Origin of the sequence: Bradyrhizobium sp. 155, assembly GCF_023101105.1 — a bacterium.
Classification (GTDB): domain Bacteria; phylum Pseudomonadota; class Alphaproteobacteria; order Rhizobiales; family Xanthobacteraceae; genus Bradyrhizobium; species Bradyrhizobium canariense_D.
Map to the genome: position 1 here is coordinate 7,025,569 of NZ_CP064704.1, position 20,978 is coordinate 7,046,546.

17 protein-coding genes are annotated in these 20,978 nt (G+C 64.8%); 12 read left to right on the forward strand and 5 right to left on the reverse strand.

Going from position 1 to position 20,978, the window contains the following annotated elements:
- Positions 1–68 precede the first annotated feature (68 nt).
- Genes IVA93_RS33580 through IVA93_RS33590 form a run of 3 tightly spaced genes read left to right on the forward strand, consistent with a single transcriptional unit; the run spans position 69 to position 3,495 of the window.
- Entirely contained in the window at positions 69–1,040 is a 972-nt protein-coding gene (locus IVA93_RS33580; RefSeq protein WP_018458169.1) for an ABC transporter permease, read from the forward strand.
- Positions 1,037–1,876: an ABC transporter permease gene (locus tag IVA93_RS33585; RefSeq protein WP_018458168.1), complete on the forward strand. Its 840-nt coding sequence runs from the start codon at positions 1,037–1,039 to the stop codon at positions 1,874–1,876. The genes IVA93_RS33580 and IVA93_RS33585 overlap by 4 nt, the downstream gene beginning before the upstream one ends.
- Positions 1,877–1,878: 2 nt before the next feature.
- On the forward strand, positions 1,879–3,495 hold the full coding sequence (locus IVA93_RS33590; RefSeq protein WP_247296259.1) for an ABC transporter ATP-binding protein: 1,617 nt from the start codon (positions 1,879–1,881) through the stop codon (positions 3,493–3,495).
- An 18-nt stretch (positions 3,496–3,513) separates the two neighbouring features.
- Here the strand turns inward: IVA93_RS33590 and IVA93_RS33595 are convergent, their stop codons facing one another.
- Positions 3,514–3,783: a hypothetical protein gene (locus IVA93_RS33595; RefSeq protein WP_083926507.1), complete on the reverse strand. Its 270-nt coding sequence runs from the start codon at positions 3,781–3,783 to the stop codon at positions 3,514–3,516.
- 346 nt (positions 3,784–4,129) lie between these two features.
- Here IVA93_RS33595 and IVA93_RS33600 point away from each other — a divergent pair, with 346 nt between their 5' ends.
- On the forward strand, positions 4,130–4,294 hold the full coding sequence (locus IVA93_RS33600; protein ID WP_018458166.1) for a hypothetical protein: 165 nt from the start codon (positions 4,130–4,132) through the stop codon (positions 4,292–4,294).
- The gene (locus IVA93_RS33605) at positions 4,291–4,500 is read left to right on the forward strand and encodes a hypothetical protein (protein WP_007605116.1); all 210 of its coding nucleotides are present in this window, start codon (positions 4,291–4,293) and stop codon (positions 4,498–4,500) included. Before IVA93_RS33600 ends, IVA93_RS33605 begins: the two co-directional genes overlap by 4 nt.
- 134 nt (positions 4,501–4,634) lie before the next feature.
- Here the strand turns inward: IVA93_RS33605 and IVA93_RS33610 are convergent, their stop codons facing one another.
- Complete coding sequence (locus IVA93_RS33610) at positions 4,635–4,925, reverse strand: hypothetical protein (RefSeq protein ID WP_018458165.1); 291 nt, start codon at positions 4,923–4,925, stop codon at positions 4,635–4,637.
- A gap of 207 nt (positions 4,926–5,132) precedes the next feature.
- Here IVA93_RS33610 and IVA93_RS33615 point away from each other — a divergent pair, with 207 nt between their 5' ends.
- The 6 genes from IVA93_RS33615 to IVA93_RS33640 all read left to right on the forward strand — a co-directional run bounded on the left by IVA93_RS33615 (position 5,133) and on the right by IVA93_RS33640 (position 15,208).
- Positions 5,133–5,453, forward strand: coding sequence for a hypothetical protein (locus IVA93_RS33615; RefSeq protein ID WP_027570057.1), 321 nt, complete (start codon positions 5,133–5,135; stop codon positions 5,451–5,453).
- Positions 5,454–5,675: 222 nt separating this feature from the next.
- A complete protein-coding gene (locus IVA93_RS33620) occupies positions 5,676–6,401 on the forward strand; it encodes an outer membrane protein (protein WP_018458163.1) in 726 nt (241 codons plus the stop codon).
- Between the two features lie 165 nt (positions 6,402–6,566).
- Positions 6,567–8,720, forward strand: coding sequence for a methyl-accepting chemotaxis protein (locus IVA93_RS33625; protein WP_247789488.1), 2,154 nt, complete (start codon positions 6,567–6,569; stop codon positions 8,718–8,720).
- Positions 8,721–8,815: 95 nt separating this feature from the next.
- The gene (locus IVA93_RS33630; protein WP_247789489.1) at positions 8,816–9,877 is read left to right on the forward strand and encodes an MBL fold metallo-hydrolase; all 1,062 of its coding nucleotides are present in this window, start codon (positions 8,816–8,818) and stop codon (positions 9,875–9,877) included.
- 201 nt (positions 9,878–10,078) lie between these two features.
- Complete coding sequence (hemA, locus tag IVA93_RS33635) at positions 10,079–11,308, forward strand: 5-aminolevulinate synthase (protein WP_018458160.1); 1,230 nt, start codon at positions 10,079–10,081, stop codon at positions 11,306–11,308.
- A 390-nt stretch (positions 11,309–11,698) separates the two neighbouring features.
- Positions 11,699–15,208: a PAS domain-containing hybrid sensor histidine kinase/response regulator gene (locus IVA93_RS33640; protein WP_247540634.1), complete on the forward strand. Its 3,510-nt coding sequence runs from the start codon at positions 11,699–11,701 to the stop codon at positions 15,206–15,208.
- 10 nt (positions 15,209–15,218) lie between these two features.
- On the opposite strand, the gene IVA93_RS33645 is transcribed toward IVA93_RS33640, so the two are convergent.
- From IVA93_RS33645 to IVA93_RS33655, 3 genes are all read right to left on the reverse strand, one after another.
- Positions 15,219–15,722, reverse strand: coding sequence for a cytochrome P460 family protein (locus IVA93_RS33645; RefSeq protein ID WP_018458158.1), 504 nt, complete (start codon positions 15,720–15,722; stop codon positions 15,219–15,221).
- 119 nt (positions 15,723–15,841) lie between these two features.
- Positions 15,842–16,873 carry an alpha/beta fold hydrolase gene (locus tag IVA93_RS33650; protein ID WP_018458157.1) on the reverse strand — a complete coding sequence of 344 codons (1,032 nt, stop codon included), beginning with the start codon at positions 16,871–16,873 and terminating at the stop codon, positions 15,842–15,844.
- Between the two features lie 36 nt (positions 16,874–16,909).
- Positions 16,910–17,329, reverse strand: a complete 420-nt coding sequence (locus tag IVA93_RS33655; protein ID WP_018458156.1) for an organic hydroperoxide resistance protein — start codon at positions 17,327–17,329, stop codon at positions 16,910–16,912.
- Positions 17,330–17,526: 197 nt separating this feature from the next.
- On the opposite strand from IVA93_RS33655, the gene IVA93_RS33660 reads away from it, so the two are divergent.
- The gene (locus tag IVA93_RS33660; RefSeq protein ID WP_018458155.1) at positions 17,527–20,367 is read left to right on the forward strand and encodes an ATP-binding protein; all 2,841 of its coding nucleotides are present in this window, start codon (positions 17,527–17,529) and stop codon (positions 20,365–20,367) included.
- Positions 20,368–20,978: the final 611 nt, after the last annotated feature.

Genomic DNA, 20,978 nt, shown 5'->3' on the forward strand with positions numbered 1-20,978 from the left:
CGCTTGCGGGGAGAGGTGGGCGCTCCGTCTCTGTCGCTCCAGGTCACACCACCGATATGATCCTCTAGATGCTCTCCTTTGTCGCTCAGCGTGTCGCGAAGGGCGTGATCGTCCTGCTTGCGATCGTCGTCCTCAATTTCTTCCTGATCCGGCTCGCGCCCGGCGATCCCGCCGTCGTGATGGCGGGCGAGGCCGGCGCCAGCGACCAGATCTTCGTCCAGCAGCTCAGGGAGAAGTTCGGCCTGGACAAGCCGCTGCCCGAGCAGCTCTTCATCTACGTCAAGGGCATCGTGACCCTCGACCTCGGCTTCTCCTTCCGCCAGCAGGCGCCGGTCGCGAAGCTGATCGGCGAGCGGCTGCCGGCGACATTGCTGCTGACGCTGACGGCCTTCGCGATCTCGCTCGTGCTCGGCATTCTCTTCGGCACCTTCGCCGCGCGCTTTGCCGGAACCTTTCTCGACACCGCGATCACCGTCTTTGCGCTGATCTTTTACGCCATGCCGATCTTCTGGGTGGCGCTCATGAGCATCCTGCTGTTCTCGGTCACCATGGATTGGCTGCCGAGCTTCGGCTACGAGACGGTCGGCGCCAACCTTTCCGGCCCTGCCCATGTGGTCGACGTCGCAAGGCACCTGATTATGCCGGCGATGACGCTCGGCCTGTTTTTTATGGCGACGTATACGCGCATGACGCGAGCCTCGATGCTCGAAGTGAAGCGTCTCGACTTCGTCAAGACCGCGCGCGCCAAAGGCCTGTCCGACGCCGTGATCCAGCGTCGCCACGTCCTGCGCAACGCGCTACTGCCCGTCGTGACGCTCGCCGGAGTCCACTCCGGCACCCTGATCGGCGGCGCCGTCATCACCGAGACCGTGTTCGCCTGGCCCGGCATCGGACGCCTGATGTACGACGCCCTGCTCCAGCGCGACTACAATCTGCTGCTCGGGGTCTTCGTGATCTGCTCCGCCATTGTCCTGATCTTCAACCTCATCACCGACCTGGTCTATCGCCTGGTCGACCCGCGCATCGAATTCTCCATATGAAACAGTTCTGGAAATCGATGTTGAGGAGCCCGAGCGGCGTCATCGGGCTCATCATCCTGCTCCTTGCGATCTCAGTCGCCTTGTTCGGTCCGATGCTGTTCCCGAACTCGCCCTGGCGCATGGTGCAGCGGCCGTTCCTGCCGCCGTTCACGCTCGCGACCGTGCCGCTCGGCACCGATGCACTCGGCCGCGACGTGTTCGCCGGCATGATCTTCGGCGCACGCGTCTCGCTGCTCGTCGGCATGGTCTCCACCCTGGTTGCGCTGGTCGTCGGCGTTCCGATCGGCGCCATGGCCGGCTATTTCGGCGGCAGGGTCGACGACGCCCTGATGCGTTTCACCGAGTTCTTCCAAACCATTCCGAGCTTTGCGCTCGCGATCGTCCTGGTCGCGATCCTGCAGCCCTCGATCTATTCGATCGTCGCCTCGATCGCGCTGGTAAGCTGGCCGCCGGTCGCGCGCCTCGTCCGCGGCGAGGTGCTGTCGTTGCGCACGCGGGAGTACGTCCAGGCCGCGGTGGTCACGGGCCAGAGCAACACCTGGATCATCCTGCGCGAAATCCTGCCGAACACGCTGTCGCCGGTGATCGTGCTGGCTTCGCTGATGGTGGCGACCGCGATCCTGCTGGAATCCTCGCTGGCGTTCCTCGGCCTCGGCGATCCCAATCTGATCTCCTGGGGCTACATGGTCGGTGCCGGCCGCACCGTGATCCGCCAGGCCTGGTGGATCACCGTGTTTCCCGGCGTCGCGATCCTGATCTCGGTGCTCGGGCTCAATTTGATCGGCGAAGGCCTCAACGACGCGCTCAATCCGCGGCTGTCGCGGGAGGGCCGCTGATCATGACCGCACCGCCCGCCGTCTCCGTCAAGAATCTGCGGATCGCATTGCCCAAGGGCGCCGAGCGTCCCTTCGCGGTCGACGGCATCTCGCTCGATTTGCGGCCCGGCAAGATCGTTTGCGTGGTCGGCGAATCCGGCTCCGGCAAGTCGATGTGCGCGCATGCGCTGATGGGCCTGTTGCCGGACACGGTCACCGTCACCTCCGGCGAGATCCAGTTCGAAGGACGCGACCTGCTCAAACTCGACGACGAATGCTGGCGCGATCTGCGCGGCCGCCGGCTTGCGATGATCTTTCAGGAACCGATGACCGCGCTCAATCCGTTGATGCGGATCGGCGACCAGATGGCGGAGATGTTCGAGGCGCACGGGCTGCTCACGCCGAGGGAGCGGCGCGCAAAGGCGCTATCGCTGGCGCGCGAAGTCGGCCTCCCCGACCCCGAGCGCATCGTGCGCGCCTATCCGCACCAGCTCTCCGGCGGCCAGCGCCAGCGCGCCATGATCGCGATGGCGCTCGCGCTCGAACCGGCGGTGCTGGTCGCGGACGAGCCGACCACCGCGCTCGACGTCACCACGCAAGCGCAGATCCTGAAACTGATCCGCAACCTCCAGCGCAATCGCAACATGGCGGTGATGTTCATCACCCATGATTTCGGCGTGGTCGCCGACATCGCCGACCAAGTCGTGGTGTTGCGCCATGGCAAGGTGGTCGAGGAAGGCCCCGCCTCGGCGGTCTTCAACGCGCCGCAACACGACTACACCAAGGCGCTGCTCGCCGCCGTGCCCTCGATGGACCCACCCGCCCGCAGCCCCCTGGACGACCAGGCCAAGGCGGTCGAGGTGATCGGACTGGACAAGACCTACGTCACCTCGGGCGGCTGGTTTCGCGAGGACCGCCGCGTCGATGCCGCGCGCGGGGTTAATTTCAACATCCTCAAAGGCGAGACGCTCGGCCTGGTCGGCGAATCCGGTTCTGGCAAATCGTCGGTGGCCCGCCTTGTGATGCGGCTGATCGAGGCCGACCGCGGCACCGTGCGGATCGGCGAGACCGATCTCACAAAGCTCGCGGGCAAGGCGCTACGCGCCGAGCGCCCTCGCATCCAGATGATCTTCCAGGATCCGTTCGCTTCGCTCAATCCGCGCCGCAAGGTCGGTCATATCATCGCCGACGGCCCGATCGCGGCCGGCACCGATCCGAAAGTGGCGTTCGACCGCGCCCGCGATCTCCTCAAGATGGTCGGGCTCGATGCCGGCGCGCTCGAACGCTATCCGCATGAATTCTCCGGCGGCCAGCGCCAGCGCATCGGCATTGCGCGCGCGCTCGCGCTCGAGCCCGAGATCATCGTCGCGGACGAGGCCGTCTCCGCGCTCGACGTCTCCGTGCAGGCGCAGGTCCTAAGGCTGCTCGAAGACCTCAAGGCCCGCCTCGGCCTCTCGATGCTGTTAATCACCCACGACCTGCGAGTCGCAGCGCAAATCTGTGACCGCATCGCCGTGATGCAGCGCGGCGTCATCGTCGAGCTGAAGCCGACCGCGCAGCTGTTCGCCGCGCCCGAGCATGCCTATACACGCGAATTGCTCGCAGCAGTCCCGGGGCAGAGAGAGCGCGCGCCGGCGTAAGTCAGCCGACCGCGGTTTCTACTTCGTTCGAGGATTCGTGTTGTTCCAGGTGGGGACTGAGTTTGTTACGCCGACGGAGGGCTGGTTGGACGTTCCGATCGACGGCGCCGTCACGGTCCCGACGGTCTGCCCGGAACTTCCGATGGTCCCTTGCTGCACCGGCGCTCCGGTGCGTCCGCTCGTGCTGCCTGGTGTACCCGTCCCCGATGTTTGTGCGTTTACAGCAAGTGGCGCGGCGGCCAATCCGAGAGCAATAAGTGCAGCAATGGTGCGTTTTGTTCTTGTCATGGCTGATCCTTTCGGGCGCGGTCTCTCAATCGCAATGCCGTTCGTCGAGGCGCCCGTGCACTGACTGACCTTACAACTCCACGCGCGAGAAAATGTGCCGCAGTGCCATCATCCCGTGGGCTCAACTCTTCATCACGATGCTACGAAGCGGTCCCCGCCGAACGGATGCGCCGTGCCATCGGCGCATCGCTGAAGGTACCCCGTTCCACCTCAGGAACGGAATAGTCACGGGCTTTTTATCCCTCGTGGCCGCCCGCATGGCTGCAAAGCCGAAGCCGGCACCCCACATCCGCATGAAATGATTTCCATCATGTGATGGTGGATTGAAGATCTAATTGGAGCCGACATGGGCCAGATTATTCAGTTTGTCTCGAAATCCGAGCGCGAGCGCATTCGCCTCATCCAGGAAGCGCGCGCGATCTACGACAGCATCTTCCCGCCGACTGATCCGATGAGCGAGAGATCAGGCGGAGCCGCCGCACGTCGCAGCGACGGGGGCAACCTCGCGTGATCAAAATCATCGCCGTGCTCTGCAACCTCGCCTCTCCGGCGAACTGTCATGAGCAGACCGTCACCACATCCGACTTCGCCGACGTCTCGATGCAATCTTGCCTGATGGGCGCGCCGCAACTCGCCGAATGGATGAACCAGCATCCGGCCGAGCGCCTCGCCGGGTGGCGCTGCGTGATCGGCCAACAGGCCGGGCGGGGAATTTAGGATCGGACGGGCTCTCCCTGAACGATCCGCAATGTCTGGTCCACCGCCATGATCATTGCTGGTCGCACTTTATCATCTTCTTTGGCCTTGCGACCGTCACAGGTGACCGGCATTGGCTCGCCAGACAGGCGCGCCTACCTGACCGGCGGGTTGGTGTTGCTCCAGGTCGGGACTGCGTTGGTCACGCCGACCGACGGCCAGTTATACGTACCGACCGACGGCGCCGTGACCGTCCCGACCGACTGTCCGCTCGACCCGTAGGCTCTGGGCTGTGCTGCCAACGATCCGGCGCTCCCATAGCTCGGAGCCACCACGCCGGTGCTGTAAGCTCGGCTTGACCGGTGCTTCTTGGCCTCAGCCGCGATCGGCGCGGCAAGCAACCCGACGGTGACTAGGGCGGCAATGGCGGGTTTGATGCTTGTCATGGCTGATCCCTTCATTCGCTGTGGGCCCCTTGCCATCTGTTCATTCAGCCGCGGATTTCCATAGGCAGCCGTTCATAACTCCGTGCGCGGGCGGAGGCGCCGGGGAGCGGTCGCACGACTAGCACGCCCGCTCGCGTGCCTCGCCTTCGGATGGACCCGAATCAGCGCTAGTGCATTCACCTCATCGACTTCGCGTATTGAGGCGACATGACCGGTCCCGAACTGAAGCAACTCCGCAACGATCTCTCGGAGGTCCTCGAGCGCAAGCTCACCGCGGCCGACATGGCCCGGCTTTGCGGATTGCCGGAGAAGGGCGGCGCCGACACCATCCGGCGCTGGGAAGTGAGCGGCCCGACACCGTCGGCGACCAAGGTGCTGCGCGTGCTCGCGATGGCGAGCGAGCGCTATCCGATCCTGGAGAAGTTCGACGTCTTCGATCGTCATGACGTGCGCGAGGAAGACCGGCCCGCAAAGCGCGCTGCATTCCGCGAACAGATGCGCGATGAGGCGCGGCGCCGTCTTGGTTAATGAGATGCGCGCGCAAGTTACCCTGATAACGCCGAGTTAAGCTTTCCTTCAGCACTTCTTAAGCCGACATTAAGCACAAAAATCATTTACAGCCCAATAAGTTACGTTGGCTGCCGCTGTGCCATGGATGTGACAGCATTTTCGTCAAAAGCGAGCTATCTGCAAACCAACGACGGCGCGGAAAGCGCGACTGCCGGGGACTTAAGTGTTGGAGTTTGGACTATGAAGAAGATTCTGTTTGCGACCGTTGCGCTGCTCGTGGTGGGCGCTGCCGCACCGGCGGTCGGTGCCGATCTCGGTAACCGCAACTATTATAAGGCGCCCGCGCCCGCCTATGCCGCCCCGATTTACAACTGGACCGGCTTCTATATCGGCGGCCATGTCGGCGGCGCGTTCTCCAGCGACAACAATTTCAGCGGCCTCTCCACCGGCAATAACGGCAACGGCCGTTTCCTCGGCGGTCTGCAGGCCGGTGCGGACTGGCAGTTCAACCCGAACTTCGTTGTCGGCGTCGAAGGCCAGTATTCCTGGCTCTCCGGCAGCGTCGGCGCGGTGTTCCCAGCCGGCGTCGCCTACACCAACGACCAGCGCGGTCTCGGCTCGATCACCGGCCGCGTCGGCTACACCTGGGGTCCGGGCCTGCTCTACGTGAAGGGCGGCTACGCCTATTCCGACAACAACGAGAAGGTGACCGTCGGCGGCGTGCCGACCGGCTTCATCATCAGCGGCGACCACCGCAACGGCTACACCGTCGGCGCCGGCCTCGAATACATGTTCGCGCCGAACTGGTCAGCCAAGGCCGAGTACCAGTACTACAATTTCGGCGACGCCCACTTCACCGCGGGCCCGCTGGCGGGAACCGGCAACTTCACCACCGACGACCACACCATCAAGGCGGGCGTCAACTACCGCTTCAACTGGGCCAACTCGGCGGTCGCGCGCTACTGAACGGTTATCAAAGCCTTATCATGATGAAGGGCCGGCATCGTTGCCGGCCCTTCTTTTTTCGCTGTGCGGAACGCAACGCAACCAATTGAGCAACTTGCGATTTTTTAACCTGCCCCGAGGATACTCCGCCGCGAAAACATAAAGATCATGCGTGGGGGAATTTCGATGGCGATCCGTCTGGGCCTTGGCCGTTTGCTTGGTGGTATCCGGCCTCGTTTCAAAATGCCGACATGGGGCGTGCGCGGCAGCCTGTTCACGGCCTTCGCAGTGATCGCGGGCATGGGTCTCGTGATCGCGGCCGGCGCCGGCTTCGTCTTCAACCATCTCGGCAGCACTATGATGGACCTGAGCGGCCGCGATATCCCCCGCCTTTCCGCAAGCCTTCAACTCGCATCGCAAAGCGCAACGCTCGCGGCGCAGGGGCCGGGCCTGCTGGCGTCGCCGTCCGACGAGGCGCTGAACGAACGCACCAAGAAGGTGCAGGAGATCCAGCAGCTTGCCATGGCCAAGCTTGGCGAGATCATCGAGCTCGGCGCCGACAAGCAGATCGCAACCGCGTTGCGCGACACCGCCAAGAGCATCGACGAGGCGACCCAGAGCCTGGTGTCAGCCGCGCGCGAGCGGCTCGATACCGGCGCGCTGCATGACAAGCAATATGAAGCACTCCGCAAGGCGCAGCTCACCTTCGTCGGTGCGGCCGGTCCTGCCATGCTGGATGCGCAGACGCGTCTGAACGCGATCCTCGGTGCGGCGGAAGTTTCCGCTGACGATGCCACCGAAGCCGCCCGCACCGTCTCCCAGGTCGCGACCATCTCCGCCAACGGCAATCTGATGGCCGCCGACATGATGGCGGCGCTGTCGGCCAACAACAGCGATACGCTGGAGGCGATCGAGAAGGAGTTCAAGGCGACGCGCGACCGTGTCAAGTCGAACCTCGAGGACCTGCCGAACATGGCCTCGATGCAAGCGGTGCGCGACACCGTGCAAAAGCTGTTCGCCTTCGGCGAAGGCAAGTCCGGCGTGTTCAAGATCCGCCAGAAGGAGCTCGACGCCATCGACTACGGCCAGACCATCCTGGACGAGACCCGCAAGCTCAATGTCGGCCTCGGCATCAGCGTGCAGCAGCTGGTCGAGGGTGTGCAGAAGGAGACCAACGCGTCGACCTTCCAGGCGCGGCAGGAGATCTCGCTCGCGACCACCGCGATGCTGGCGCTCGGCGCACTGACGCTGGTCGGCTCGGCGCTGTTCGTCTGGCTCTATGTCGGCCGCAACATCCTGCGCCGCATTCGCGAGCTTCAACGCGCCATGCAGTTGCTCTCGGCCGGCGACCTTGACACCGAGATCGTCCGCTCCCGGCAGAACGACGAGATCGGCGCGATGAAGGAAACGCTGACGGTGTTCCGCGACAGCATGATCGAAGCCCGGGCGCTTGCGAGCGAGCAGGACAGGGATCGCATCGCCAAGGCCGAGCGTGCGGCGCAGATGGAGGCGAAGATCGCCGGGTTCGAGAGTACGGTGCGCTCCGCACTCGACAATCTCGCGCAGTCGGCCAATTCGATGCAATCGACCGCGCAGAGCATGTCGACCACGGCAGACCAGTCCAATGCGCTGGTGAACGCGGTTGCCTCCGCAGCCGAAGAGACCTCGGTCAACGTGCAGACCGTATCGTCAGGCACCGAGCAGCTCTCGTCCTCGATCGAGGAAATCAGCAAGCAGGTCGTCACCTCGGCCGCGATCGCCAGGAAGGCGGTCGACGAAGCGGGCGCGACCGACGCCACCGTGCAGAGCCTCGTCGACAGCGCGAGCCGCATCAGCGTGGTGGTCGACCTGATTCAGACCATCGCCTCGCAGACCAATCTGCTGGCGCTCAACGCCACCATCGAGGCGGCGCGCGCGGGCGAAGCCGGCCGCGGCTTCGCGGTGGTCGCCTCCGAGGTGAAGAGCCTCGCGAGCCAGACCGCCAAGGCCACGGAGGAGATCCGTAGCCAGATCGCCAGCATGCAGTCAGTGACGACGTCGGCGGTCGGCGCCATCCAGGGCATCGGCCGGATCATCGGCGAGATCAACGACGTCACTACGACGATCGCCGCCGCCGTCGAGGAACAGGGCGCGGCGACACGCGAGATCGCCCGCAACATCCAGCATGCGGCCGGTGGCACCAGCGAGGTTTCCAGCAACATCGTCGGCGTCTCCACGGCTTCGGCGGAAGCCGGCGCAGCGGCGAACGAAGTGCTCGGCGCCTCCGACGCGCTCCGCCGCGAAGCCGACATGCTGCGCGGAGAGATCGACGCGTTCCTCAACAACATGCGGGCTGCGTAAGGCGCCGTTCCGTAGCCCGGAATGACCGCTATGCAGGCCGCGCCAGCGTTCTTTTTCGGCTGGCGCGCCGTGACGGGCGGGTTTAAGCCGGTAGGATGAACGCAAAGACCGACACCGTGCAGTCCTCCGCCGACGCCCTGCGCTATCCCTGGGAACAGCATCCCGGCCCCGAACAGGTCGTCGAGGTGAAGCCAGGAGTGTTGTGGGCGCGGCTGAAGCTGCCGTTCCGCCTCAACCATGTGAACATCTACCTGCTCGCCGATGGTGACGGCTATGCCATGATCGATGCCGGCTTCGGCAATGAGGAGACGATCGAAGCCTGGACGAAGCTGTTCGACGGGCCGCTGAAGGGCGTCAACATCACGCGCCTGATCGTGACCCATTCCCATCCCGATCATGTCGGTCTGGCCGGGTGGATCGTCGAGCGGTTCAACTGCCCGCTCGTGATGTCGCAGGTCGAATATCTGCAATCGGTCTATCACCAGAACCGCGGCACCGAGGAGCGGCAGGAAGCGCAGCGGCTGTTCTTCCGCCGCCATGGCATGGACGAGTCGCTCACCGAAAAACTGCTCGGCCGCGGCCAGGACTATCTCAAGCGCGTCTCGGTGCTGCCGCCGTCCTACCGCCGCATCTCGCATGGCGATGACGTCGTGATCGGCACGCGCCGCTTCAAGGTGATCACCGGCGGCGGTCACGCGCTCGACCAGGTGATGCTGTACTGCGCCGACGACAAGCTGTTCCTCTCGGCCGACCAGGTGCTGAGCAAGATCTCGCCGAACGTCAGCGTGTGGGCGGTCGAACCCGACCAGAACTCGCTCGGCGAATATCTGGCCTCGCTCGCCCGCCTCACCACGACTCTCCCCTATGACGTGCTGGTGCTGCCTGGCCACGGCGTGCCGTTCTACGGGCTCAAGACCCGCATCAAGCAGCTCGCCGATCACCATGAGGAGCGCTGCCGCCTGATCGCGGAAGCCTGCCGCGAGGTGCCGCAGACCTCGCGCGCCCTGGCGCCCGTGGTGTTTAACAAGCACGTTCTGGACGAACATCAGATGGGTTTCGCTGCCGGCGAACTGGTCGCCCACGTCAATTACATGATCGTCGAGGGCCGGCTGACGGCCGAGACGCAGGACGGCGTGTTGCAGTTCAGGACGACCTGAGCGCTGACTTCAATTCAGCGGATGGTGCAGAGCAACATTGCATCTCGCGCGAACTTGATCCGGATCAAGTTTCAAATCGCACGATAGGGCATTTTGCCCAAATGCCCCGCAGGTCCAAATGTGGGATAGCGCATAGACATTGGAGCTGGAAAAGCTCTAAGGATATGCGGGTCTTTGGTCGGTTCCGCTGCAGGTTTGACGATGGATTACGCCCAGTTTTTCAATTCCGCCCTTGATCGTCTCCACACCGAGCGGCGCTACCGCGTGTTCGCCGATCTCGAGCGCATTGCCGGCCGGTTCCCGCATGCGCTCTGGCACTCGCCCAAGGGCAAGCGCGACGTCGTGATCTGGTGCTCCAACGATTATCTCGGCATGGGCCAGCACCCGAAGGTGGTGGGCGCGATGGTCGAGACCGCGACCCGCGTCGGCACCGGCGCCGGCGGCACCCGCAACATCGCCGGCACGCATCATCCGCTGGTGCAGCTCGAGGCCGAGCTCGCCGATCTCCACGGCAAGGAAGCCTCGCTGCTCTTCACGTCCGGCTACGTCTCGAACCAGACCGGCATCGCGACCATCGCAAAGCTCATTCCGAACTGCCTGATCCTGTCCGACGAGCTCAACCACAATTCGATGATCGAGGGCATCCGCCAGTCCGGCTGCGAGCGGGTCGTGTTCCGCCACAACGACCTCGCCGATCTCGAAGCACTGTTGAAGGCTGCGGGCCCGAGCCGGCCCAAGCTGATCGCCTGCGAGAGTCTTTATTCGATGGACGGCGACATCGCCCCGCTCGCTAAGATCTGCGACCTCGCCGAGAAGTACGGCGCGATGACCTATGTCGACGAGGTCCACGCCGTCGGCATGTACGGCCCGCGCGGCGGCGGCATCGCCGAGCGCGACGGCGTGATGCATCGCATCGACATTCTCGAAGGCACGCTGGCCAAGGCGTTCGGCTGCCTCGGCGGCTACATCGCCGCCAACGGCCAGATCATCGACGCCGTGCGCTCCTATGCGCCGGGCTTCATCTTCACCACCGCGCTGCCGCCGGCGATCTGCTCGGCCGCGACCGCCGCGATCAAGCATCTGAAGACGTCAAGCTGGGAGCGCGAGCGTCACCAGGACCGTGCCGCCCGAGTCAAGGCGATCCTCAACGCCGCCGGCCTGCCGGTGATGTCGAGCGACACCCACATCGTCCCGCTGTTCATCGGCGATGCCGAGAAGTGCAAGCAGGCTTCCGACCTCTTGCTCGAACAGCACGGCATTTACATCCAGCCGATCAACTATCCGACGGTCGCCAAGGGCTCCGAACGCCTGCGCATCACGCCCTCGCCCTATCACGACGACGGCCTGATCGATCAACTCGCCGAAGCCCTGCTGCAGGTGTGGGACCGCCTGGGTCTGCCGCTCCGCGAGAAGTCGCTGGCGGCGGAGTAGGCTTCTTCGCCTTCTCTTTCGATCTAAGTTTCACCGTCCCGGAGCTACCCCCTCCCCACCGTCCCCCAAGGGGGAAGGGAGCGAGAGAGTTGCGCCTCCCTTAGGTCGGCGGAGCCGCACAGCGTAGCGGTCGGTCTCGAATTTCCTGCAACGCGGACGGTCTCTCCGTTCCCTCCCCCTTGTGGGGGAGGGTCAGGGAGGGGGTACCACGCGGGGACTCTCTCGGGGAGCCAGAAGCAGCGCAGCTTTAAGGCAGCCGCTTAACGACAACTCCGGTTCCCGCCGTGGCACGGCATTTCGCTGTCGCCTCCACCCGTCCAACGCGCTAGATTTACAGGGAAAATGAGATCGGGCGCGGCCAGCGCGCGCCCCGGGAGAAGCACGCTCGCCATGCTGCACGATTGGGGCGTGATCGCCGCCGCCTTCGGCTATATCGGCTTTCTGTTCCTGGTGGCGAGCCATGGCGACCGCCGCTCGCCGGCCGGGCGCGGCCGCGCCTCGGGGCTGATCTATCCGCTGTCGCTGGCGATCTACTGCACCTCCTGGACCTTCTTCGGCTCGGTCGGCTTCGCCACCCGCACCTCCACCGACTTCCTCGCGATCTATGTCGGCCCGATCCTGATGATCGGACTCGGAGCCGGCGTGCTGCGCCGCGTGATCCAGCTCGCGAAGGCCCACAACATCACCTCGATCGCCGACTTCATCGGCGCGCGCTACGGCAAGAGCCAGGCAGTGGCGGCAACCGTCGCGCTGATCGCCATCATCGGCTCGGTGCCCTACATCGCGCTCCAGCTCAAGGCGGTCGCCTCCTCGCTCGAAACCATCCTGAGCGAAGACCAGGCCTTCTCCCACATCCCGATCATCGGCGACGTGGCGCTGATCGTGACGCTGGCGATGGCGGCCTTCGCGGTGCTGTTCGGCACGCGGCAGACGGACGCCACCGAGCACCAGCACGGCCTGATGCTGGCGGTCGCAACCGAATCCATCATCAAGCTCGTCGCCTTCCTCGCTGCGGGCACCTTCGTCACGTTCTGGATGTTCTCGCCGCACGAACTGATCGAGCGCGCGATGAAGACACCGGAGGCGGTGCGCGTCATCAACTATTCGCCGTCGATCGGCAACTTCCTGACCATGACGCTGCTGTCGCTGTGCGCGATCATGCTGCTGCCGCGCCAGTTCCACGTCAGCGTGGTGGAGAATTCCTCGGACGCCGAGGTCGGTCGCGCGCGCTGGCTGTTTCCGCTCTATCTCGTCGCCATCAATCTGTTCGTGATCCCGATCGCGCTCGCCGGCCTCGTCAGCTTCCCGTTCGGCGCCGCCGATCCTGACATGTACGTGCTGGCGCTGCCGATGGAGGGCGGCGCGGATCTGCTCAGCGTCGCCGTCTTCGTCGGCGGGTTGTCGGCGGCGACCGCGATGGTGATCGTCGAATGCGTCGCGCTCTCCATCATGGTTTCGAACGACCTCGTGGTGCCCCTGGTGCTGCAACGACGGCCGGAGGGGCGCACCGGCGGTGCCGATTTCAGCGACTTCCTGTTGCGTTCGCGCCGGCTCGCGATCTTCGCCATCATGGTGATGGCCTATTTCTACTACCGCGCGCTCGGCAACACCCAGCTCGCGGCGATCGGCCTGCTGTCTTTTGCCGCCATCGCCCAGCTTGCACCAAGCTTCTTCGGTGGACTGCTGTGGCGGCGCGCGACCGCGCGCGGCGCGATCGGCGGCATGCTGGTCGGCTTCGCAGTGTGGCTCTACACGCTCTTCATCCCGAGCTTCATGGATACCTCGACGGGGGGCATCCTGCTGCTCCAGCACGGCCCGTTCGGGATCGAGGCGCTGCGGCCGCAGGCGTTGTTCGGCGCCGATTTGCCGCCGCTGATGCACGGCGTGGTCTGGTCGCTGTCGCTCAACATCCTCACCTACGTGCTGCTGTCGCTGGCGCGCCGGCCGTCTTCGATCGAGCTGGTCCAGGCCGATCTGTTCGTCCCCAACACGCTCGCGCCAATTTCCCCGAATTTCCGCCGCTGGCGCACCACGGTCACGGTGCAGGACATCCAGACCACGGTAGCGCAATATCTCGGGCCTGACCGCGCGCGGCATTCGTTCGAGGCCTTATCCGCGCGGCGCAATGTGCGGCTGGAGTCCGGGGCGCCCGCCGATTTCGAGCTGCTGCAGCACGCCGAGCACCTGATCGCCTCCTCGATCGGCGCAGCCTCCTCGCGTCTCGTAATGTCGCTGCTGCTGCGCAAACGGACGGTCTCCGCCAAGGCTGCGCTAAAACTGCTCGACGATTCCCATGCGGCGCTGCATTTCAACCGCGAGATCCTCCAGACCGCGCTTAACCATGTGCGCCAGGGCATCGCGGTGTTCGATGCCGATCTGCAACTGATCTGCTCCAACCGGCAGTTCGGCGATCTCCTCAACGTTCCTCCGCATTTCATCCAGTTCGGCACGCCATTGCGTGAAATCCTGGAATTCATGGGCGTGAGCGAGCCGGCCGATCCGATCGAGCGCGAGGCCATGCTGGAGCGCCGGCTGGTGGCTTACACCACCGACGGCGAGCCTTATCTCGAGCGCCTGCCCGACCGCCACATGGTGATCGAGATCTTGACCAACCGCATGCCCGGCGGCGGCTTCGTCATTACCTTCACCGACGTCACGCCCACGTTCGAGGCGGCCGAAGCGCTGGAGAGGGCCAATGCGACGCTGGAAAAGCGGGTGCGCGACCGCACCGAGGAGCTGACCCGGCTGAATTCCGAGCTGGCGCTGGCCAAGAGCGCGGCCGAAGACGCCAGCATCTCCAAGACCCGCTTTCTCGCCGCCGCAAGCCACGACATTCTCCAGCCGCTGAACGCGGCGCGGCTCTATGTCACGAGCCTGGTCGAGCGTCAGCACAGCGGCGAGGAGACACGGCTGGTCGAGAACATCGACGAATCGCTCCAGGCGATCGAGGAAATTCTCGGCGCGCTGCTCGACATCTCCAGGCTCGACGCCGGCGCGATGACGACCTCGATCTCGAGCTTCAAGATGGCCGATCTGATGCGCTCGCTGGAGATCGAGTTCGCGCCGATCGCACGCGCGAAGAATCTGGCGCTCGTGTTCGTGCCGTGTTCGCTGCCCGTCGAGTCGGATCGTCTCTTGCTGCGGCGGCTGCTCCAGAACCTGATCTCCAACGCGATCAAATATACTCCACGCGGGCGCGTGCTGGTCGGCTGCCGCCGCCGCGGCGCCACGCTGAAGATCTGCGTCTACGACACCGGCGTCGGCATCCCGACGGTCAAGCGCGGCGAGATCTTCAAGGAATTTCACCGCCTCGAGCAGGGTGCGCGGATCGCCCGCGGCCTCGGCCTGGGCCTGTCGATCGTCGAGCGGCTGGCGCGCGTGCTCAAGCACGACATTGCCATCGATTCCAATGTCGGCGGCGGCTCGGTGTTTTCCGTGACGGTGCCGACGGCGAAGGCGATCACCCACACCGCGGCCGTGACCAGTGCGACGCCGCTCGCACGCACCTCGATCTCGGGTACCCTGATCGTCTGCATCGAGAACGACGCCGCGATCCTCGACGGCATGCGCACGCTGCTGAAAGCCTGGGACGCCGAAGTGATCGCGGTCGCCGATCCCGAGGCCGCGATCGCCGCAATCGAGACTGCGGGCCGCCGCGTGACCGGCCTGCTGGTCGATTACCATCTCGACCGCGGCAACGGCATCGCCGCGATCCGCGACATCCGCCGCCGCTTCGGTGACGGCATCCCCGCGATCCTGATCACCGCCGACCGCAGCCCCGCCGTGCAAATGGCTGCGCGCGACGAAAAGGTTGCGGTGCTCAACAAGCCGGTCAAGCCGGCTTCGCTGCGCGCCCTGCTCGGCCAGTGGCGCACGCAGCAGATGGTGGCTGCGGAGTGAAACTCCGCACTCAGGGCGCAAGCCTTGTAAACACGTAGTCGCGACACTTCACACGAGCTTCGTGGCACGCGAAGCAGGTGCGATGCTGGGCCTCGTCGACCGGCTTGCCGTTGATGAAGCGACCAAATCCCCAGCCGCCGGTCGAGGCATATTTTTTGGAATCCTTGACCATCACCTGGACGGTGGTGGCTTCACCGGGAATCGTCGCGGACGCAAATTCGGGCGACTGTTTCCGCTTCCAGGCCCGCTTGACCAGAATTGTGCCGTCCGGGAACGGAAGCTTGTTGTCTTGATAAGCATCGATCGCGGTCCTGTTGCCGACGACGGCACGCAGCTCGTCCAGGGGAGCCGCCTCCTCGGCCGGCGCGATCAGCTCCCACTGCTTGTAGCCCTCCGGCACAGTGACGCCGAAGATGGGCGAGGCATCCGCCGGGCCCTGCGCGAAAGCGATCGTGACCAGATAGGGCACGCAGGTCAGGACAACGACGAGGAGGAGCACGGCAAGCACGATCATCGTCGTAGAAGACGGAACTTTTGACTTTTCGGATTTCATTTTCGCTGACGCTTCATTGAACTGCGTTCGCATGTCAGGCCTCGGTCCGGCCTTGCCGGACCGAGGCGCTGCCAAAATCCTCAGGCGCCGCCGTCGGCGTCGATGACGGCCTTGGCAAAGGCTTGCGGTGCTTCCTGCGGCAGATTGTGGCCGATGCCCCCGGTGATCAGGCGATAGTCGTACCGGCCCGAGAATTTCTTGGCATAGGCGCTTGGATCGGGATGTGGCGCGCCGTTGGCATCGCCTTCCATCGTGATCGCCGGGACGCTGATGACGGGAGCTGCGGCAAGCTTCTTTTCGAGCTCCTCGTACTTCGCCTCGCCCTGGGCGAGTCCGAGCCGCCAGCGGTAATTGTGGATGGTGATCGCGACGTGATCCTTGTTGTCCAGCGCCGCCGCGCTGCGCTCGAAAGTGGCGTCGTCGAACTTCCACTGCGGCGAAGCGAGCTTCCAGATCAGTTTTGCGAAATCATGCGTGTACTTCTCGTATCCGGCGCGGCCGCGCTCGGTCGCGAAATAAAACTGGTACCACCATTGCAGCTCGGCCGACGGCGGCAGCGGCGCGTTGCCCGCGGCCTGGCTGGAGATCAGATAGCCGCTGACCGAGACCAGCGCGCGGCAGCGCTCCGGCCAGAGCGCGGCGATGATGTCGGCGGTGCGCGCGCCCCAATCAAAACCGGCGACCACCGCTTTCTTGATGTCGAGCTTGTCCATCAGCGCGATGATATCGGCTGCCATTGCCGCGGGCTCGCCGTTGCGCGGCGTCTCGGCGGAGAGGAAGTGGGTCGAGCCGTAACCACGGAGATAGGGAATGATGACGCGATAGCCGGCCTTTGCCAGGATTGGCGCGACGTCGACGAAGGCGTGAATGTCGTAGGGCCAGCCGTGCAGCAGGATCGCGACGGGGCCGTTCGCAGGACCGGCCTCCGCGTAGCCGACGTTGAGGACGCCGGCATCGATCTGCTTGATCGCGCCGAACGACGCATTCCTTGCGGAAGAGCGCGTCGCTTGCGATTCGGCGCGGGCGAGGCCGATCACGCCGAGGCCGGCGGCGACAGTTCCCGCGGCGATGCCGAAAAACTGGCGGCGGTGCTGATCGATGATCTGTTTCATGATGCTGCTACCTTTCTGATAGTTGGAGGTGGTGCGTCAGATCAGTGCGACCGTGACGTCGATGTTGCCGCGGACGGCCTTGGAATAGGGACAGGTCTGATGCGCCTCATCGACGAGGCCGCGCGCGATCTCGCGATCGAGGCCGGGCAGGCTGACATCGAGGCGTGCCCTGAGCGAATAGGCGCCCTCGTCGAGCACGAGGTCGATCTCCGCATCGATCGCACATTTCCTGGGGAGCTCGATCTTCCGCTTGCGGGCCGCGATTTCCATCGCGCCTTCGAAGCAGGCCGACCAGCCGGCCGCGAACAATTGCTCGGGATTGGTACCGATGCCGTTGCCGCCCGGCGGCGACAGCTTGACATCCAGACGGCCGTCGGAACTGCGCGATATCCCGTCCTGCCGCCCGCCACTGGTGCGGGTCCGGGCCGTGTAGAGCAATTTTGCCGCTTGGGTCATGAATGTCTCCTTGCCATCGCGCAACTCACTAGCAGCGGCTGCCGCGACACACCCGTTGGGACTTGTGAGAAGTTGTGAGGTCTCGGTTCGCGCGCCTCACAGGACCTGCATCCGCGGTCCGATCGCGGCGTGGGACGGCCTTGCCGGATTGCGATCATCTGGCTATCCGGTCCGTTCCAAAAGATCAGGATTCCGCCATGACCGAGCCGGCCGGCACCGCAACGGGAACCCTCTCGTTTGGGCCATTCACTGTGACGCCGCACGAAAGACTCGTCATGCGCGACGGCGTCGCGCTGCCGCTCGGTGCAAAGGCCTTCGACACGCTGCTCGCGCTGATGTCGCGGCCGAACCAGGTCGTCAGCAAGTATGATCTGATGGCGCTGGTGTGGCCCGGCATGACAGTCGAGGACGCCAATCTGCGCTTTCACGTCGCGGCGCTTCGCAAGGCCCTTGGCGACGGCAGGGACGGTGCCCGCTACATCACGACGCTCTCCGGCCGCGGCTATTGCTTCGTGGCGCCGATCTCGCAGGCGGCTATCGCGGCAGATCGGCGCACCGTAGCGCGAACGGAATTGCCGCCCGTCAAACTGCCGAACCGGCTGCAACGAATGGTCGGGCGCGACGATGCGGTCGCCGCCGTCTCCGACAGGCTGATCCGCTCGCGCTTCGTCACGATCGTCGGCCCGGGCGGTGTCGGCAAGACCGCCGTTGCCGTTGCCATCGCTCACGATCTGCTCGCGACATTCTCCGACGCCGCACATTTCGTCGATCTTGCCGCGCTGAGCGATCCCGATCTCGTGATCACCTCGATCCTGCTGATGCTGGGCTTGCCGGCGCAAACCGACGATCCCCTGCCTGCGCTGCTCGCGCATCTCCGGGACAAGCGGATGCTGCTGATCCTCGACAATTGCGAACACGTCATCGCAGCCGCGGCCCCGCTGGCCGCCGAGATCTTCCACGCCGCACCGAATATCTACATTCTGGCGACGAGCCGCGAAGCCCTGCGGGTCGAGGGCGAGCAGGTGTATCGGCTGGCGCCGCTTGCCGTTCCGCCCGACCATCCCGGTCTGACGGCGGCCGCGGCGCAGACTTATCCTGCACTTCAACTCTTCCTCGAACGTGCCACGGCCGGTGGCGCGCAGATCGCGCTCGACGATGCCAATGCAGCGATCGTCGCCGGGATCTGCCGCAAGCTGGACGGCATGGCGCTGGCAATCGAACTCGCCGCCGGCCGGGTCGAAGCCTACGGCCTGGAGCAGACCGCGGCACTGCTCGACGAGCGCCTCAATCTGCTCTGGCAGGGCCAGCGCACGGCGCCGCCGCGACAGAAGACGTTGCAGGCGACGCTGGCATGGAGCTACGGGCTCTTGTCCGATATCGAACGTCTCGTGCTGCGCAGGCTCGCGGTTTTCGCCGGTCACTTCACTATCGACGCCGCACTCGAGATCGTGCCGGACGAACGCGTCGACCGCTCCCGCCTGTTCGATGCCATCGACGGCCTGGTGGCCAAGTCGATGGTCGCGGCGCGGCCGATTGGCGCCATGATGCGTTACCGTCTGCTCGACACGACGCGCGCCTATCTGCTCGAGATCGAACCTGATGACGCGGCGCTCGCCGCCCGCCACGCGACCTATTACCGGCAATGGCTGGAGCAGGCCGGCACGACATGGGCCACGGTGCCGAGCGCCGACGAGCGCGCGATCCACTTCTCCGCGCTTCACAACGTGCGCGCGGCGCTGGACTGGTGTTTTGGCACGGACGGCGATGCCAGCATCGGCATTGCACTGGCCGCAGCTGCAGCGCCAATTTTTCTCGCGATGTCGTTGCTGGTCGAGTGCCGGCGCTGGTCTGAACGGGCGCTGCTTGCGCTCGATCCTTCCTCGCGCGGCGGCGCCGAGGAAATGCACATCCAGGCCGCGCTCGGACTGACCTTGATGTTCACGCGCGGCGGCAGCGAAGCGGCGCGTGCCGCGTTGAGCCGAAGCCTTGCGATCGCCGAGGCGCGCGGCGACGCGCCGAACCAGCTCCAGCTGCTCGGGCGCATGCATATCTTCCACGAGCGGATGGGACAGTTCGACGCCGCGCTCGGCTATGCGCAGCAAAGCCTCACGGTCGCCGGGACACTCGGCGATGCCGCCTCCCTCGCCCTCGCCCATTCGCTCCTCGGTGTCTCCTTGCATCTTGCCGGCGAGCATCGCGACGCGTTGACGATGCTGGAGACCGCCTGGCATAAGCCGGGCACGGAACGGATCAGCACCGTCTATGGCTTCGATCACCGCAACCGGGCCGGCATCTCGCTCGCGCGCGAGTTTTGGTTGCAGGGCCGCCCCGCGGATGCGATGCAACTGGCCCGGCAGACGGTCGTCGAGGCCGCCCAGATGGACCATCCGATCACGCTCTGCATTGCGTTGATCTGGGCGGTCTCGATCGATCTCTGGAGCGGAGACCTCGATGCCGCGGAAGAGAACATCGACCGCTTCATCGCCCATGCCGAATCGCGCTCCATGGGGCCCTATCTTGCGGTCGGCCGCGGCGTCAAAGGCGAGCTGGCGATCCAGCGCGGCAATGCCGCCGAAGGCGTCGAGACGATCGGGACGTGTCTGCGTGAGCTCCACGATGCCGGTTACGAGTTGCTCACCACGACGTTCAACATCGCGCTTGTTCAGGGCTTGATGACGCTTGGGCAGATCGAGCGGAGCGCGCGCCTGCTCGACGACGCGATCCGCCTCGTCGAGCAAAGCGGCGATCATCTGTACATGCCCGAGCTGCTGCGCATGAAGGGCAGGGTTCTCTTGGCCAGAGCCCAGCCCGAGGCCGATCAAGCGGAAGCCCATTTCGTGCAATCACTGGCATTGAGTCGTCGCAAAGGTGCCAAGGCCTGGGAGCTGCGGGCCGCGATCGATCTCGCCGGTCTCCTTGTCGAACGCGGCCGGCGCGAGGAAGCGAAGCGGTGGCTTCAATTGGCGTATGAAGGCTTCGCCCAGGGCTCGGAAACAGCGGATATCAAGGCTGCCGAGAAGTTGTTGCAAACATTGTGACGCGGACTCTGGTGCGGAGTGAGGCGCGCACTCTCTCAAAGCGTCATTGCGAGCGCAGCGAAGCAATCCAGAATCTCTCCGCGGTAGGACGCTGGAACGCTTCGCTACGCTCGCAATGACGGAGCAAAGGGCAGCATCGCCATCCTCCAATTCAGGTTCAACTTGCAGACATGCCTTCGCGTCCTCGCGGCGCGTTTCGCCCGAGCTTTGCCTGGTCATTCCACCCTCAAAGCCAAGAGGGCGCAGGGAAGGCCGGGTGCCGGCTGGCACCCGCGGTCCGCTGCGCGAAAATGTAGCGCAAGGAAACCGCACAGCAGCATACAGGTGTAGCCAATCACTCGGCCTTCCCTGCGCGATGGTTGGACGGCTTATGCCGTGCTCTCCCGGGAGCCGAGTTCCTTTTGGCCTCCCTCGTCCCAACGAAAGTCACCGGCACCGCGCCGGTTGACGCGGATGCCGCATTCGCCAGGGCTTGACCGTAGCAACGACGGCCAGGACCACACGGTTTTGCCGTACGCACGGCTCGCCATTTCGCCGCAGTTTTTCCAGCCCTGTCGACGGAGCCGGAAACTTACAGACGAGACGAAGCCTAGCAGCGCCGCTCGTCGGAA